We start from the raw sequence: 15,962 nt of genomic DNA, 5'->3' as shown, positions 1-15,962 counted from the left end.
CGCCAAATCGCGGGATCAGTCGAGGGTGACGATGACCTCGTCGGGGTGAACGACGTTGAGTTTCTTGCGGGTCAGCTCATCGACCATGTCGGGATCGGCGCCGCTCTGCTTGAGCAGCGCCACCCGGTTACGCAGCTGTGCCCGCTGCGCCTCCAGCTTGGCCAGCTCGGCCTTTTTGACCTCCAGCTGGCGCTTATAGTCGCCGTAAACCAGCACTCCGTTCGGACCCAGCACTGCCGAATAGGCAAAAAAGCCCATCAGAATGATCGCCACAGCCGGCAGGCCGGCGCGACGCAGGATCGTATTGAACGGAGTGGACCGGCTCATCTGGTTAATCTCGCCTAAACCGATTCGGCGATCAACCCCGTAAAATTCCGCGACCGGCATAAACCGACGCGTCGCCAAGCTCTTCCTCAATGCGGATCAGCTGGTTGTACTTGGCAAGCCGGTCGGAGCGCGCGAGCGAGCCCGTCTTGATCTGCCCGCAATTGGTCGCAACCGCGAGATCCGCGATGGTCGAATCTTCGGTCTCGCCCGAACGGTGCGACATGACCGCGGTGTAGGACGAACGCTGCGCGAGGCTCACCGCCTCCAGCGTTTCGGTCAGCGTGCCGATCTGGTTGACCTTGACCAGCAGCGAGTTGGCAAAGCCACCATCAATGCCGCGCTTCAGCCGCTTGGGGTTGGTCACGAACAGGTCGTCACCGACCAGCTGGACCTTGCCGCCCAGCTTCTCGGTCAGCGCCTTCCACCCGTCCCAATCGTCCTCGGCCATGCCGTCTTCGATCGAGAAGATCGGGTAGTTCGCGCACAGATCGGCGAGGAAGTCGGCATTCTGCGCCGAAGTCAGCGTCTTGCCCTCACCCACCATCTTGTAGGCGCCATCGCGATAATATTCGGTCGCGGCGCAATCGAGCGCGAGCATCACGTCGTCGCCCGGCTTGTATCCGGCCTTCTCGATGCTCGCCATGATGAAGTCGAGCGCCTCGCGCGTCGATGCGATGTTCGGCGCGAACCCGCCCTCGTCACCCACTGCGGTCGACAGGCCCTTGTCGTGCAGGCCTTTCTTCAGCGTGTGGAAAATCTCCGCGCCGCAGCGCACCGCCTCGGCCAGCGAGTCCGCGCCGACCGGCACGATCATGAACTCCTGAAAATCGATCGCATTGTCGGCATGCTCGCCACCATTGATGATGTTCATCATCGGAACGGGAAGAACATGCGCCGACACACCGCCGACATAGCGGTACAGCGGCAGGCCGCGCGCATCCGCCGCCGCCTTGGCGACCGCCAGGCTCACGCCCAAGATCGCGTTTGCGCCCAGCCGCCCCTTGTTCTCGGTGCCGTCCAGCTCGATCATCGCATAGTCGATCTCGGCCTGGTCCTCGGCGTCGAGACCGGTGATCTCCTCGGCGATCTCGCCATTCACGCCCTCGATCGCCTCGAGCACACCCTTGCCGAGATAGACCGACTTGTCGCCGTCGCGCTTTTCGACCGCCTCATGCGCGCCGGTCGAGGCGCCCGACGGCACCGCCGCACGGCCGAAGCTGCCGTCTTCGAGCAGCACATCGACCTCGACCGTGGGGTTGCCCCGGCTGTCGAGAATCTGGCGTGCATGGATGTCGATGATTGCGGTCACGAAATGGCCTCCCTACCTTGGGTCCAGAGTCCGGCGGCGCCGGTGTCGCGCGGGCCTCTATCCCGTTCGTCGCCGCTGGGCAAATCACGGATGGCGCGGAACCCTCGCGCCGCGCCATGGTTGTCTGGACGAACCATTAGAAGGGATTCGAGCGATGGCTGACGAAACATTCCCCAAGGACCAGAGCATGGACCCCGCGACCGACGCACTGGTCGCGACACCGCCCAGCAAGAATACCGGCACTGCGGGTGAAGAAGGCAAGCGCGGCGCTGGCGCGTTCGTCCGGGATGAGGCGGGTAAGCTCGCCGGTCAGGCCGGCGACAAGGCCCGCTCCTTCGCCGACACGGGCAAGGAAAAGGCCACCGGCGCTCTCGACGAATTTTCGAACATGATGCGCGACGCCGCCGGAACCGTGGATGAAAAGCTTGGCGAGCAATATGGCCAATACGCCCGCTCCGCCGCGGACCAGATTTCCGGCCTTGCCGAATCGCTGCGGGGCAAACAGGTCGATGACCTGCTCGACGACGCGCGCGAGTTCGTGAAAAAAAGCCCGGCGGTCGCTGTCGGCATCGCGGCCGGTGTCGGCTTCGTCCTCGCGCGCCTGCTCAAGTCGGGGCTCGATGCGGCTGGCGACCTGGCCGACAAGGGTGACCTCAACGACAGCACCAAGGCGTAACATGGCCTGGGGGGCATAGTGGACGAACGGGAAGATGACAGCATCGGCGCATTGGCGGCTCAGGCAGTCGCCGATGCGCGCGCCTTTGCCGATGCCGAGATTGCCTATTGGAAGGCGCTGGCGCTCGCTCGGCTGAGCGACGCACGTGCTGCGCTCGTCCTGGGCGCGCTGGTATTCCTGCTCGCGAACTCGGCGGCAATTGCACTGATCGTCGGGTTGGTACTGATCCTGTCCCCGCATGTCGGCCCTGCCTTGGCCACGCTGATCGTGGTGGTCACCGCGCTCGGTGCCGCAGCCTTGGCGGGTCGCGCCGCACTCGCCCGCTATCGTCGTGCCGTCCGCCCCCGGAACGTGCCATGAGCGAAGCGCTCCCCACCGATCTCACCGAAGCCGAAGCCCGCAGCCGCAATGCGCGCGCCCGCCTGTTTGGCACGCTCGGGCGGATGCAGGACAAGCTCAATCCGATGGCGCTGGCGCAGGATGCGGTCGAGAATGTCGCGATCGGCGTCGCGCGCGACACCGTCGCCACGGTTCGCGCCAATCCGCGCACGGTGGCCACCGTCGCCGGAGTTGCCCTGCTCTTCCTCGCGCGCCGCCCGCTCACACGCTTGCTGGTCGGCGGTGCAACCGCTGCGGCCAAGGCGAGTTTGAACAAGCGCAGCACCGCCTCCAAATCGCAGACCAAGACCCGTCCGAAGAAAGGATCATCGACATGACCACTCCCCGCCAGGCGCAAAAGCCCAGCACTGTCGAAGCACTCACGAAAAACCCGATCGCGCTCGTCGCCGGCGGGGTCGCGCTGGGTGCTGTGATCGGCGCGCTGATCCCGCGTCCGCAACAGGAAAAGGACCTGCTGGCCCCCGTCGGCAAGCGCCTCGCGGAGGGCGCCACGGCCGCCGCCGCCGCCGCGCGCGAAGCCGGCAAGGCCGAGATCGATGCGATCCTGCCCCAGCGCGACGCCGCCAAGGAACAGATCGGGAAGATCATCGGATCGGCCTTCACCGCCGCCAAGGAAGCTGCTGCAAGCAAGACCGACGCATGATATCTCGCCGTGCCGCGCCGTTACGGTGCGGCACGGTATTGAGTGCAGCGCAACATCAGCGCTAAGGCGTCCCGGTATCTCATTCCCCGGGAGCATTTATGAGCAAGCTGCACCTCGTCTTCGGCGGTCGCGTGAAGGACCCGATGACGCTCGATTTCCAGGATCCGACCAAGCTCGACGTCGTCGGCATCTTCCCCGACTATGCCAGCGCCGAAAAGGCATGGCGCGGCGCCGCGCAGCGCACGGTCGACGATGCCGAGATGAAATATGTGGTGGTCCACCTCCACCGGCTGATGGAGCCCGAAGCAGAGGGCTGAACCAGAATCTCCCCTCCCGCTCGCGGGAGGGGTCGGGGGAGGGCCTGTCCAAGCGGGCACCCCGGCAATGGGAGAGCGACATGCCCTCCCCTAGCCCCTCCCGCAAGCGGGAGGGGAATTCAGTCAGATAAACTCGATCTTGCTGACCTCATACCAGCGGTCCCCCGCTGGCACGGTCACCTCGACCTCATCGCCCAGGCTCTTGCCGATCAGCGCACGGCCCAGCGGCGAGTTGTAGCTGATCCGCCCGGTCTTCGCGTCCGCTTCGGCCTGGCCGACGATCTGGTATTTCACCGTCTTGTCGTCCTCGTCGAGCAAAGTCACCGTCGCGCCGAACACGATGCGGTCGCCCGACAGGTCACGCGGATCGATGATCTGTGCACGCGACAGCTTGTCCTCGATATCGGCGATCGTCGCCTCGACCTGACCCTGCCGCTCTTTCGCCGCATGATATTCGGCGTTTTCCGACAGGTCGCCGTGCGCGCGCGCTTCCTCGATGGCGTCCACGATCAGCGGACGCTCGGCTTTCAGCGCCTTGAGCTGCTCGTTGAGCTTCTCATAGCCTTCCGCCAGCATCGGCATCTTCTCGACCGTCGCCATTTCAGCACTTGTCCTTCGTCAAAGCCCCTTCCCCCGGCGCGCCGCAATCGGCCCGCTCGCACCCTAACCTTCGTTGTGGGGGATCAATTGTGCGATTGCGAATAGTAGGCCTGCAAGGGACGGACTTCAAGGGACTGGCCACTCAGGGCGGTAATCGCCTGTGATGCGGCGACGCTGGCGGGCGCCGTGGTGAAATACGGGATCTTCAGCGACAACGCCGAAGCGCGGATCGACTCGCTGTCCTTCAGCGACTGCCACCCTTCGGTGGTGTTGAAGATCAACGCGATATCGCCGTCGCGGATGCGGTCGACGATATGCGGGCGGCCCTGCGCCACCTTGTTAACCCGCTCCACCGGCACGCCCTGCGCCGTCAGGTAATCGGCGGTCCCGCCGGTTGCGACGATGGCAAAGCCCTGTTCGACCAGCAGCTTTACGCCCGGCAGCACCACCGGCTTGTCGCTGTCCTTGACGCTGACGAACACATTGCCGCCCTTGGGCAACACCGTCCCCGCGCCCAGCTGCGCCTTGGCAAAGGCCGTGGGGAAATCGCGATCGATCCCCATCACTTCGCCGGTCGACTTCATTTCCGGTGACAGCACCGGATCGACGCCGGGGAAGCGGTTGAACGGGAACACCGCTTCCTTGACCGCGATATAATCGATGTTCCGGTCGATCTTCGGCAGGTCCTTCAGCTTCTCGCCCGCCATCACGCGGCTCGCGATCTTGGCGATCGGGATGCCGATCGCCTTGGCGACGAACGGCACGGTGCGCGACGCGCGCGGGTTCACCTCGATCAGGTACACCTCGCCGTCCTTGACCGCGAACTGGATGTTCATCAGCCCCTTGACCTTCAGCGCACGCGCCAGCGCGTCCGCTTGCCGCTCGATCTCCGCAATGATCGCGTCGGGCAGGCTATAGGGCGGCAACGAGCAGGCGCTGTCGCCCGAATGGACCCCCGCCTCCTCAATATGCTGCAGCACGCCCGCCACGACCACATCGTCGCCATCGCTGATCGCATCGACATCGACCTCGATCGCGTCGCGCAGATACTGGTCGATCAGCACCGGGGCATCGCCCGACACCTGCACCGCGGTCTGGATATAGTGATCCAGCTGCTCGGGCGTATCGACGATCTCCATCGCGCGCCCGCCCAGCACAAAGCTCGGCCGCGTCAGCACCGGATAGCCGATCCGCTCCGCCACCGCGATCGCCTCTTCGCGGCTGCGCGCGATGCCGTTCTTGGGCTGCTTCAGGTTCAGCTTCGACACCAGGTCCGCGAACAGCTCGCGATCCTCGGCCAGGTCGATTGCGTCCGGGCTCGTGCCCAGGATCGGGATCCCCGCCTGCTCCAGCGCGCGCGCCAGGTTGAGCGGCGTCTGCCCGCCAAACTGGACGATCACCCCGGCGAGCGTGCCGTTCGACATCTCGACATGCAGGATTTCCAGCACATCCTCTGCCGTCAGCGGCTCGAAATACAGCCGGTCCGACGTATCATAATCGGTGCTCACCGTTTCCGGGTTGCAGTTGACCATGATCGTCTCATAGCCCGCATCCGCCAGCGCGAAGCAGGCATGGCAGCAGCAATAATCGAACTCGATCCCCTGCCCGATCCGGTTCGGCCCGCCGCCCAGGATCACGACCTTCTTGCGCTCGGTCGGCATCGACTCGCACTCGGGCTCGCCAAAGGACGGGGCCTCATAGGTCGAATACATATACGGCGTCTTCGCATCGAACTCGGCGGCGCAGGTGTCGATGCGCTTGAACACCGGGCGCACGCCCAGCTTGTGGCGCAGCTTGCGCACGTCCGCCTCGGTCACCCCGCCGGTCATCGCCTTGACGACCTCACCGATCAGGCCGGACGAGCGCGCCATCGCATCCGTGCCCTCGCGCAGGTTCGCCGAACGCAGCGCCAGCCACGCCAGTCGCTTGTCGCTGAACCCCATCGCCTTCAGCCGCCGCATCCCCGCCGCATCCTGCGGCAGGCCATTGCGGCACACGCCCTCTTCCGCAGCGATGATCTCGGCGATCCGCTCCAGGAACCACGGGTCGTACGCCGCCAGCGCATGCACCTCGGCCACCGTGAAGCCCTCACGCAGCGCCTGCGCCGCAATCAGCAGCCGGTCCGGCGTGCGCTGCGCCAGCGCCGCCTCGATCACGTCGCGCGGCGCGCCCTGCAGATGCTCCACATTGTTGAAGCCGGACAGACCGGTCTCCAGCCCGCGCAGTGCCTTCTGCATCGATTCATGGATGTTGCGGCCGATCGCCATCACTTCGCCGACCGACTTCATCGCGGTGCCCAGCGTCGCTTCGGCACCCTTGAATTTCTCGAACGCAAAGCGCGGGATCTTGGTCACGACATAGTCGATCGTCGGCTCGAACGACGCCGGGGTCGCGCCGGTAATGTCGTTGGTGATCTCGTCCAGCGTGTATCCGACCGCCAGCTTCGCCGCGACCTTGGCGATCGGGAAGCCCGTCGCCTTCGACGCCAGCGCGGACGAACGCGACACGCGCGGGTTCATCTCGATCACGATCAGGCGCCCGTCCTTCGGGTTCACCGCGAACTGCACGTTCGAGCCCCCGGTCTCGACGCCGATCTCGCGCAGCACCGCGATGCTGGCGTTGCGCATGATCTGATATTCCTTGTCGGTCAGCGTCAGCGCTGGCGCGACCGTGATCGAATCGCCCGTGTGGGTGCCCATCGCGTCGACATTCTCGATCGAACAGATGATGATGCAGTTGTCGTGCTTGTCGCGCACGACCTCCATCTCATATTCCTTCCAACCGAGCAGCGATTCCTCGATCAGCACCTCGGTCGTCGGCGATGCGTCCAGGCCCTTGCGGACGATCTCGATGAACTCTTCCTTGTTATACGCGATGCCGCCGCCGGTGCCGCCCAGCGTGAAGGACGGACGGATAATCGCCGGCAGCCCGACCTTCTCCAGCCCCTCCAGCGCCTCGGCCTCGGTATGCGCAATCGCCGATCGCGCGCTGTCGAGCCCGATCTTGTCCATCGCGTCGCGGAACTTCAGCCGATCCTCGGCCTTGTCGATCGCCTCGGCATTCGCGCCGATCATGGTCACGCCGAACTTTTCCAGCGTGCCGTCCTGCGCCAGCGCCAGCGCGGTATTCAGCGCCGTCTGCCCGCCCATCGTCGGCAGGACCGCATCGGGCCGCTCCTTCTCGATGATCTTGGCGACCACCGCCGGCGTGATCGGCTCGACATAGGTCGCGTCGGCCAGCTCGGGATCGGTCATGATCGTCGCCGGGTTCGAATTGACCAGGACGATGCGATAGCCCTCTTCCTTGAGCGCCTTGATCGCCTGCGTGCCCGAATAGTCGAACTCGCACGCCTGACCGATCACAATGGGACCAGCGCCGATGACGAGGATGGAGGAGATGTCGGTGCGTTTAGGCATTAGAGTGTAATCTCTGCAACAGGAGCTGACGTGGGAACCATCACGACGCCACTCTCCAGAGAGAATGCCGCCAGACGCCCATCAAATTTTTTTGAAGGCTTTTCGGGATTTGATGAGTCCCAGACCGCATGACCCGCCTTTGTCGTTTTGAGCAGAAGCCAGTGCGCGGAATCATGTCCACAAATCACTGCGCAGTCTTTGTCGAGTAGAGCCTTGAGCAACTCATAAGCTGCCAGCTTCGGATGCCCACGAACAACATCCTGCAAAGGCACCGCCCGAAAGCCCATCCGATAGTTGTCGAAAAGCCGATCCAGGATTGCCCGCAGCTGGTAAGCTTCAAAACCAGCAGTCAGAGTATAAGGGGTGAGCCAGCCAAAGCTGTGAACGGCGTCCAGCACATACCGCAGGGCGTCGTCTGGCTTCTCACTCTTCCATTCGGCGCAATCGCATAGGAAGTTCAGGATTGCATAGATGCCGCAAAGGCCATCTGCGTGCCCCTGCTGAAGCCCCGACTTCACCGCAACATCCCCACAAACCGCTCAAATAGATAGAAACTATCCTGCGGCCCCGGCGACGCCTCGGGGTGGTACTGCACCGAAAACGCCCGTCCGCCGTCGATCTCGATCCCGCAATTGCTGCCGTCGAACAGCGACACATGCGTCTCGACCACGCCTGCGGGCAGCGTCGCGCTTTCGACCGCAAAGCCGTGGTTCATCGACGTGATCTCGACCGCGCCGTCGCTCAGCCGCTTGACCGGGTGGTTCGCGCCGCGATGCCCCTGGAACATCTTGGTCGTCTGCGCGCCCACCGCCAGCGCCAGCAGCTGATGGCCCAGGCAGATACCGAACAGCGGCTTCTTCGTCGCCAGCAATTCGCGGATCACCGGCACGGCATATTCGCCCGTCGCGGCGGGATCGCCCGGTCCGTTGGACAGAAAGATGCCGTCGGGGTTGAACGACAGAACCTGCTCCGCCGTCGCGGTTGCGGGCAGCACCGTCACCTTCGCCCCGGCCTTCACCAGATTGCGGAAGATATTGTGCTTCGATCCATAATCGATCGCCACGACATGCGGCCGCGCGCCATCGCCATCGACCTCATACCCAAAGCCCAGCCGCCAAACGCCGCCTTCCCACCCGAAATGCGTTTCGGTGGTGACGGTGATGGCCAGATCCATGCCCTCCAGCCCCGGCCAGGCCTTCGCCTGTTCAACCAGCGCCGGAATATCGAACTCACCCGAAGCCGAATGCGCGATCACCCCATTGGGCGCGCCCTTGCCGCGAATGCGCCGCGTCAGCGCGCGGGTGTCGATCCCCGACAGGCCGATGCGGTTGTGCTTCTTCATCCACGTGTCGAGATGCTCGACGCTGCGGAAATTGCTCGGCTCGGTTACATCCTCGCGCACGATCATGCCCAGCGCGTGCGGATTGTCCGCCTCCACGTCATCGGGGTTCGCGCCGACATTGCCGATATGCGGGAAGGTAAAGCAGATCATCTGGCCCGCGAACGACGGGTCGGTCATGATCTCCTGATATCCGGTCATCGCGGTGTGGAAGCAGACTTCCCCCGCCGCCGCGCCCTCGGCCCCGAATCCACGGCCCCAGATGACCTCGCCGCTCGCGAGAACCAGAACGCCTGTAGCTCCTTCAGGCACGATAATAGGCGTGGCTTCGGCCATCAGAGAAGGTCGCTCCTGTCAGTTTTTCCGGCGATGTCGCTAAGCGCTGCCCGCTAGACCGCTACCCCCCTCGCGTCAACCGCCTGTCGCGACTATCTGGGGCAAATTCCGATTCAGTTGAGAGATAAACCAAATGATCCGCGACGACATCAAGGCCGCCCTCGTCACCGCCATGAAGGGCGGCGACAAGGACGGCACCGCCGCCATCCGCCTGATCCAGAGCGCGATCAAGAACCGCGACATCGAAGCGCGCACGCAAAGCCCCGTCGCCGACGACGACGCGCTGGTCGTCGAAGTGCTGCAGAAAATGGTGAAACAGCGCCGCGAATCGATCGAGATGTTCGAAAAGGGCGGCCGCCAGGAACTGGCCGACAAGGAAAAGGCCGAGGTCGCAGTGATCGAAGGCTTCCTCCCCGCCCAGATGAGCGAGGAGGAAACGAAGGCCGCGATCGAAGCGATCAAGACCGACCTCGGCGCCACCGGCATGAAGGACATGGGCCGCGTGATGGCCGAACTCAAAGCCCGTCACGCCAGCAGCCTCGACATGAGCAAGGCCAGCGGCCTGGTAAAGGCCGCGCTTAGCTGAGGGGCTGGCGGCGAGGCGCCGCACGCCATAATCTCCCCCCCCGCTTGCGGGAGGGGTCGGGGGAGGGCCTGCCCACTCTCCCCGAACCCCACCCAAGAATTCCTTCCGCCAACAATGCTTGGCGTCGCGGCAATCCCCGCCTAAACGCCCCTCATCATGAACGCACCCAACTCCTTCCGCGCCCAGCCCGATGATCGCGGCCATTTCGGCCAGTTCGGCGGGCGCTATGTCGCCGAAACGCTGATGCCGCTCGTCCTCGACCTCGAGCGCGAGTATAAGGCCGCCAAGGCAGACCCCGCCTTTGCCGCGCAGTTCGACGACCTGCTCGAACATTATGTCGGCCGCCCCAGCCCGCTCTATTACGCCGAACGGCTCACCGAAGCGCTTCGCGAAAACGCACCCGACGGCATGGGCGCCGAAATCTGGTTCAAGCGCGACGAGCTCAACCATACCGGCGCGCACAAGATCAACAATTGCATCGGCCAGATCCTGCTCGCGATCCGCATGGGCAAGACGCGGATCATCGCGGAGACCGGCGCGGGCCAGCACGGCGTCGCCACCGCTACCGTCTGCGCGCGCTTCGGCCTGCCCTGCACCATCTTCATGGGCGGCAAGGACGTGTCGCGCCAGCAGCCGAACGTCTTCCGCATGAAGCTGCTCGGCGCCGAAGTCCGCCCGGTCACCAGCGGCGCAGGTACGCTTAAGGATGCGATGAACGAGGCGCTGCGCGACTGGGTCGCCAACGTCCATGACACGTTTTACATCATCGGCACCGCCGCCGGCCCGCACCCCTATCCTGAACTGGTCCGCGATTTTCAGAGCGTGATCGGCAAGGAAGCGCGCGCGCAGATGCTCGCCCGCACCGGTCGCCTCCCCGACCTGCTCGTCGCCGCGATCGGCGGGGGCAGCAACGCGATCGGCCTGTTCCACCCGTTCCTCGACGATGCCGATGTCGCGATGCTCGGCGTCGAAGCCGCTGGCGAAGGCCTGAACAAGAAACACGCTGCCAGCCTCGCTGGCGGCGAACCCGGTATCCTCCACGGCAACAAGACCTATCTGCTGCAGGACGAGGACGGCCAGATCACCGAAGCGCATTCGATCAGCGCCGGCCTCGACTATCCCGGCATCGGCCCCGAACATGCCTGGCTCAAGGACATCGGCCGCGTCACCTACACCAGCGTGACCGACACCGAAGCGCTCGACGCCTTCCAGCTGCTCTGCCGCACCGAAGGCATCATCCCCGCGCTGGAGCCTTCGCACGCGATCGCAGCCGTCGCGAAAAAGGCACGGGAAATGCGGGCAGATCAGGTGATCCTCGCCAACCTCTGCGGCCGCGGCGACAAGGACATCTTCACCGTCGCCGAGGCGCTGGGGGTGGAGATATGAAGCAGCTAAAACGCATTGGCCTCGGCCTGTGCGGCATCGGAATGGTCGTCGTATTGGCGTCGTTCGCCCTTCGATATGTGATTGACGAAGGCTCGACAGACACTATCGCGATAGGTGGAGCCATCGCGGTTTTTGTCGGCGGGGTCCTCTGGATGACGTCCAGCTTTGTCCGCCTGCTAAAAGGCGAGGTAAGACTTCGACCTTGGGACGCTGTGAAACTCGCGTCCCTTTATTTTGTCATCTTTCTCGCGCTGCGCCTTGGGCTATGGGCAATTTTTCCGAATATGGAACGTGATCTTGTGAAGGCGCTCTTGGTGTCGCTTCTCATTGCGCTAGCAATGGGCCTCCATTCAACCGCTTACCGGAGGCGCACGTGACCCGCCTCGCCACCACTTTCGCCGCCGCCGCGTGCGATCACCGCGCCGCGCTCGTCACCTTCGTCACAGCGGGTGACGGCGACACCGCCGCGATCCTCGACGCGCTCGTCACAGGCGGGGCCGATGTGATCGAGCTCGGCATGCCGTTCACCGATCCGATGGCCGATGGCCCGGCGATTCAGGCCGCGAACCTGCGCAGCCTCGCCGCCGGCACCCGCACCGCCGACGTGCTCGCCATCGCCGCCGCCTTCCGTCAGCGCCACCCGGAAACCCCGCTGGTGCTGATGGGCTATGCCAACACCATGACCCGCCCGACGCCCGAAGCCTTCGCGCAAAAGGCAGCGGACGCAGGGGTCGACGGCGCGATCATCGTCGATATCCCGGCGGAGGAAGCCGACGAGATCGCCGCCTTCGCCCCGCATGGCATCGCCACCATTCGCCTCGCCACCCCCACCACCGACGCCGCGCGCCTGCCCGCCGTGCTCGATGGCGCGAGCGGCTTTCTCTATTACGTCTCGGTCGCCGGCATCACCGGCAAGCAGCAGGCGGCGCAGGACAGCATCGAAGCCGCCGTCGCCCGCCTGAAAGCCGCCACCGACCTCCCCGTCGCGGTCGGCTTCGGTGTCCGCACGCCGGAACAGGCCGCCGCGATCGGCCGCGTCGCCGATGGCGTCGTCGTCGGCTCGGCGATCATCGACATCATCGCGGCAGAGGGCGCCCATGCCCCCGCCGCCGTCCGCACCTATATCCAATCCCTGTCGGCCGCGCTGGCCGCAGCACGCAAGGAAACCGCCGCATGAGCTGGCTCACCCGCGTCCGCAACGCGATCTCGCTCGTCATCCCGAACAAGGCGGAGACGCCCGACAACCTGTGGCACAAGTGCAAGGGGTGCGGGCAGATGGTGTTCGTCAAGGAGCTGCAGGAAAACCAGTCGGTCTGCCCGATCTGCGACCATCATGAGCGCATCGGCGGCCGCGCGCGGTTTGAGCAATTGTTCGACGCGGGCAGCTACACCGTGCTCCCGAACCCCAAGGTCGCCGAAGACCCGCTCAAATTCCGCGACCAGAAGCCCTATCCCGCCCGCATCAAGGCCGCCCGCGCCAGCACCGGCGAGCAGGACGCGTTCCTCAACGCCAGCGGCACGATCCTCGGCCAGCGCGCGGTGATCGGCGTGCAGGATTTCGCCTTCATGGGCGGATCCATGGGCCAGGCGGTCGGCGAAGCCTTCATCGCAGGGGTCGAGGCCGCGATCGGCGCCCGCGCGCCCTACATCGTCTTCACCGCCAGCGGCGGCGCGCGCATGCAGGAGGGGATCCTCAGCCTCATGCAGATGCCGCGCACCACCGTCGCCATCTCGATGCTCCACGACGCCGGCCTGCCCTATATCGTCGTGCTGACCGACCCCACCTCGGGCGGCGTGATGGCGGCCTACGCGATGCTCGGCGACGTCCAGATTGCCGAGCCCAAGGCGACGCTTGCTTTCACCGGCCGCCGCGTGATCGAAAGCACGATCCGCGAAAAGCTGCCCGACGATTTCCAGACCAGCGAATATTATCTCGACCACGGCCTGATCGACATGGTCGTCCACCGCAAGGACCTGCGCGAAAAGCTCGGCGCGCTGATCGGGTTGCTGGTGGAGGAAAAGGCGGCGGCGTAACCTGTTGGGGAAGGGCGCGCCATAATCTCCCCTCCCGAAAGCGGGAGGGGAACCATGGACCACGCCACCTCTCGAACCGCCAGCTCGACGACCACAAATTCCGCCGCCAGCACAAGTTCGCCCCCTATATTGCCGACTGCTTCTGCCCGGCCAAAGGCCTGGTCGTCGAACTCAACGGAAACACTCACCGCGCCGACCGCGACGAAGCGCGCGACATCTTCATCCTCCGCTCCGGCGTCACCACGCTCCGCTTCACAAATGCCGAGGTGCGGGACAATATCGAAGGCGTGCTTCAGACGATCCTGTAGAAGCTGAAAGCACTTCCCGACAGGTCGCCCGACGACGCCAAGACTGCCCCACCCCAACCCCTCCCCTGAAGGGGAGGGGCTATCGAGCGTCGCTATTCCAGCCGAATCCTCCCCCCAGTGCCCGCCGCCCCGCTCATCGTCGTCGAAGCCTTGCTCCACCTTCACTCAGTGGCCAAGCTGGGCTGTAGCTACGATTTGGAGGACCCAGATGGAAACCGCAGCCGTCATCCTGATCGTTGCCATTCTGGCGCTTTGGCTGCTTGGCGCGAACTTGAAAAAGGTTGCACCTAATCAGGAGTGCGAAAGCGCTACAGCCATCGATCTTTCAATGCTGCCAGAGCGCTTCGTTATCTTCGATTTCGAAACGACTGGACTGAATCCCGACAGCCACGAGATTATTGAGATTGGGGCAATCCGAGCCAACCGAGACTCGGATATGCATGAGACGTTTCAAACCTTCGTCATCCCGCAGGGGCGGATATCGGCGCGCATCACGGACATCACCGGCATTAATCGCGAAATGGTCAAGCGCGACGGGCTGCCGCTCGATCAGGCGCTAAGGGAGTTTCGAGCCTTTGTCGGCGAACTACCCCTCATCGCCTACAATGCCGATTTTGATGATGGATTCTTGAAGTCAGCTTGCCGACGCGTCGAGACTGAGAGCTTCGCGAATGAAGTTTGCTGCGCACTGAAAATGGCGCGTCGTGCATGGCCGGGGCGGCGCAGCTACAAGCTTGCAGAACTGGCTCGAGACGGCGGGTTGTCGCTCGAAAACGCACACCGCGCGCTAGGCGACTGTCACCGAACCTTAATCGTGTACACGGCGGCGGCTCGTAAACTGCGCAGCCATAAATGACGCGCCAAACCTCCGCGCACACAACCCCTCCCCACCGCCCCCACACCCGCTATACACCCGCGCAATGCCCGATCACGCGACCTCTTCCTCCCCCGCCGTCCAACGCCAGCTCGACCGCCTCTGGGCGCTCGGCCCCGGTGCCGATGTCCTCGGCCTCAGCCGCATCACTGCGCTGCTCGACCGGATCGGCAACCCGCACCGCAACCTCCCGCCCGTGCTTCATGTCGCGGGGACCAACGGCAAGGGGTCGACCTGCGCCTTCCTCCGCGCCGCGGTCGAGGCTGCGGGGCTCACCGCGCATGTCTATTCCAGCCCGCATCTGGTTCGCTTCAACGAACGCATCCGTCTCGCCGGCCAGCTGATCGACGATGCCACCCTCGCCACCCTGCTCGAACAGGTGCTCGATGCCGGCGGCGACATCGGCGCGAGCTTCTTTGAGGTCACCACCGCCGCCGCTTTCCTCGCCTTCGCCCGCACCCCGGCGGACGCCTGCATTATCGAGGTGGGTCTGGGCGGCCGCCTCGACGCCACCAACGTCATCCCCGCCCCGGCCGCCTGCGCCATCGCCCAGCTCGGCATCGACCATCAGGCGTTCCTCGGCGACACCCCCGAAGCCATTGCGGGGGAAAAGGCCGGCATCGCCAAGCCCGGCGTCCCGCTCGTCACCATGGCCTATGGCAACAGCGTAACCGCGCGCATCGCGGAGGTCGCGGCCGCCGCGAACGCCCCGGTCCACGCGCGCGGCACCGCCTGGGACTTCACCGTCACCCCCGATCGCCTGATCTACCGCGACGCGCGGGGCGAGGTCGCGACCCCGCTCCCGACCCTCGCCGGCCCGCATCAGCCCGCCAACCTCGCGCTCGCCATCGCCACGTTGCGCCACCAACGCGTGCTGGAGATTCCCCACAGCGCCTTCGCCGCCGCCGCCACCGCCGCCCGCTGGCCCGCGCGGATGCAGCGTCTGACCCCCGGCCCACTCCACGCGCGCCTGCCAGCCGGAGCCGAAATCTGGCTGGACGGCGGCCATAACGAAGCCGCCGCTCAGTCGGTCAGCGCCACGCTGGCACAGGTCGCAGACGGCCGATCTGCGCACCTGATCCTCGGCATGTTGTCGAACAAGGACGCGACCGGCCTGCTCGCCCCCTTCGCCCCACTCGCCGCCAGCTTCACCGCAGTCCCGGTCCCCGGCCACGCTCACCACGACCCGGCCGACCTCGCCGCCACCGCCCGCGCGCTCGGCATCCCCATTACCGCCACCGCCCCGGACGTCCCGACCGCGCTTGCTGGCATTCATGCGGACGCCCCGCTCGTCCTCATCCTCGGCTCGCTCTACCTCGCCGGTGAAGTGCTCCGTGCAAACGACGAACTCCCCGACTGATCCTTATTGCGATTGACTATCAATAGAAGATTGGCACACTGGCACTCCAGCA

General features: G+C 65.0%; 19 protein-coding genes. 13 read left to right on the top strand and 6 right to left on the bottom strand.

The features are described 5' to 3' along the window. Positions 1-15: 15 nt before the first annotated feature. Complete coding sequence (locus tag KYX69_RS04110; protein ID WP_300494059.1) at positions 16-327, bottom strand: septum formation initiator family protein; 312 nt, start codon at positions 325-327, stop codon at positions 16-18. Between the two features lie 31 nt (positions 328-358). After that, entirely contained in the window at positions 359-1,636 is a 1,278-nt protein-coding gene (gene eno / locus KYX69_RS04105; RefSeq protein ID WP_300494056.1) for a phosphopyruvate hydratase, read from the bottom strand. A gap of 154 nt (positions 1,637-1,790) precedes the next feature. Between eno and KYX69_RS04100 the strand changes: the two genes are divergently transcribed. The 5 genes from KYX69_RS04100 (at position 1,791) to KYX69_RS04080 (ending at position 3,671) form a co-directional block, all read left to right on the top strand. Next, positions 1,791-2,312 (top strand): DUF883 C-terminal domain-containing protein, encoded by a 522-nt coding sequence (locus KYX69_RS04100; RefSeq protein ID WP_300494053.1) that lies wholly within the window; start codon positions 1,791-1,793, stop codon positions 2,310-2,312. 18 nt (positions 2,313-2,330) lie between these two features. Further along, positions 2,331-2,672 (top strand): phage holin family protein, encoded by a 342-nt coding sequence (locus KYX69_RS04095; RefSeq protein WP_300494050.1) that lies wholly within the window; start codon positions 2,331-2,333, stop codon positions 2,670-2,672. Beyond that, positions 2,669-3,028, top strand: a complete 360-nt coding sequence (locus tag KYX69_RS04090; protein ID WP_300494047.1) for a hypothetical protein — start codon at positions 2,669-2,671, stop codon at positions 3,026-3,028. The genes KYX69_RS04095 and KYX69_RS04090 overlap by 4 nt, the downstream gene beginning before the upstream one ends. Beyond that, a complete protein-coding gene (locus KYX69_RS04085; protein WP_300494045.1) occupies positions 3,025-3,354 on the top strand; it encodes a hypothetical protein in 330 nt (109 codons plus the stop codon). The genes KYX69_RS04090 and KYX69_RS04085 overlap by 4 nt, the downstream gene beginning before the upstream one ends. Positions 3,355-3,452: 98 nt before the next feature. After that, positions 3,453-3,671 carry a DUF4170 domain-containing protein gene (locus tag KYX69_RS04080; RefSeq protein ID WP_066682012.1) on the top strand — a complete coding sequence of 73 codons (219 nt, stop codon included), beginning with the start codon at positions 3,453-3,455 and terminating at the stop codon, positions 3,669-3,671. Between the two features lie 123 nt (positions 3,672-3,794). On the opposite strand, the gene greA is transcribed toward KYX69_RS04080, so the two are convergent. The 4 genes from greA to carA form a co-directional block, all read right to left on the bottom strand. After that, complete coding sequence (greA, locus tag KYX69_RS04075) at positions 3,795-4,271, bottom strand: transcription elongation factor GreA (protein WP_300494042.1); 477 nt, start codon at positions 4,269-4,271, stop codon at positions 3,795-3,797. A gap of 83 nt (positions 4,272-4,354) precedes the next feature. Then, positions 4,355-7,687 carry a carbamoyl-phosphate synthase large subunit gene (carB, locus tag KYX69_RS04070; RefSeq protein WP_300494041.1) on the bottom strand — a complete coding sequence of 1,111 codons (3,333 nt, stop codon included), beginning with the start codon at positions 7,685-7,687 and terminating at the stop codon, positions 4,355-4,357. After that, entirely contained in the window at positions 7,687-8,205 is a 519-nt protein-coding gene (locus tag KYX69_RS04065; protein ID WP_300494039.1) for a hypothetical protein, read from the bottom strand. Before KYX69_RS04065 ends, carB begins: the two co-directional genes overlap by 1 nt. After that, positions 8,202-9,362: a glutamine-hydrolyzing carbamoyl-phosphate synthase small subunit gene (gene carA, locus KYX69_RS04060; protein WP_300494036.1), complete on the bottom strand. Its 1,161-nt coding sequence runs from the start codon at positions 9,360-9,362 to the stop codon at positions 8,202-8,204. The genes KYX69_RS04065 and carA overlap by 4 nt, the downstream gene beginning before the upstream one ends. 133 nt (positions 9,363-9,495) lie before the next feature. On the opposite strand from carA, the gene KYX69_RS04055 reads away from it, so the two are divergent. The 8 genes from KYX69_RS04055 to KYX69_RS04025 all read left to right on the top strand — a co-directional run bounded on the left by KYX69_RS04055 (position 9,496) and on the right by KYX69_RS04025 (position 15,910). Further along, complete coding sequence (locus KYX69_RS04055) at positions 9,496-9,948, top strand: GatB/YqeY domain-containing protein (protein WP_300494033.1); 453 nt, start codon at positions 9,496-9,498, stop codon at positions 9,946-9,948. A gap of 156 nt (positions 9,949-10,104) precedes the next feature. After that, positions 10,105-11,334, top strand: coding sequence for a tryptophan synthase subunit beta (gene trpB, locus KYX69_RS04050; protein WP_300494031.1), 1,230 nt, complete (start codon positions 10,105-10,107; stop codon positions 11,332-11,334). Further along, positions 11,331-11,711, top strand: a complete 381-nt coding sequence (locus KYX69_RS04045) for a hypothetical protein (RefSeq protein ID WP_300494029.1) — start codon at positions 11,331-11,333, stop codon at positions 11,709-11,711. The genes trpB and KYX69_RS04045 overlap by 4 nt, the downstream gene beginning before the upstream one ends. Beyond that, positions 11,708-12,511 carry a tryptophan synthase subunit alpha gene (gene trpA / locus KYX69_RS04040; RefSeq protein ID WP_300494027.1) on the top strand — a complete coding sequence of 268 codons (804 nt, stop codon included), beginning with the start codon at positions 11,708-11,710 and terminating at the stop codon, positions 12,509-12,511. Before KYX69_RS04045 ends, trpA begins: the two co-directional genes overlap by 4 nt. After that, positions 12,508-13,368: an acetyl-CoA carboxylase, carboxyltransferase subunit beta gene (gene accD, locus KYX69_RS04035; protein WP_257845588.1), complete on the top strand. Its 861-nt coding sequence runs from the start codon at positions 12,508-12,510 to the stop codon at positions 13,366-13,368. The genes trpA and accD overlap by 4 nt, the downstream gene beginning before the upstream one ends. Next, positions 13,260-13,676, top strand: coding sequence for an endonuclease domain-containing protein (locus KYX69_RS23175; protein WP_367280180.1), 417 nt, complete (start codon positions 13,260-13,262; stop codon positions 13,674-13,676). Before accD ends, KYX69_RS23175 begins: the two co-directional genes overlap by 109 nt. Before the next feature lie 208 nt (positions 13,677-13,884). Continuing rightward, the gene (locus KYX69_RS04030) at positions 13,885-14,532 is read left to right on the top strand and encodes a PolC-type DNA polymerase III (protein WP_300494022.1); all 648 of its coding nucleotides are present in this window, start codon (positions 13,885-13,887) and stop codon (positions 14,530-14,532) included. Between the two features lie 64 nt (positions 14,533-14,596). Further along, positions 14,597-15,910, top strand: coding sequence for a bifunctional folylpolyglutamate synthase/dihydrofolate synthase (locus KYX69_RS04025; RefSeq protein ID WP_300494020.1), 1,314 nt, complete (start codon positions 14,597-14,599; stop codon positions 15,908-15,910). The last annotated feature ends 52 nt before the right edge of the window (positions 15,911-15,962 follow it).

Source organism: Sphingomonas sp., from assembly GCF_030145815.1.
In the GTDB taxonomy this organism is placed as follows: Bacteria; Pseudomonadota; Alphaproteobacteria; order Sphingomonadales; family Sphingomonadaceae; genus Sphingomonas.
The sequence above is the reverse complement of the archived record's forward strand: the minus strand, read 5'-3'. Positions and strand labels throughout refer to the sequence as shown.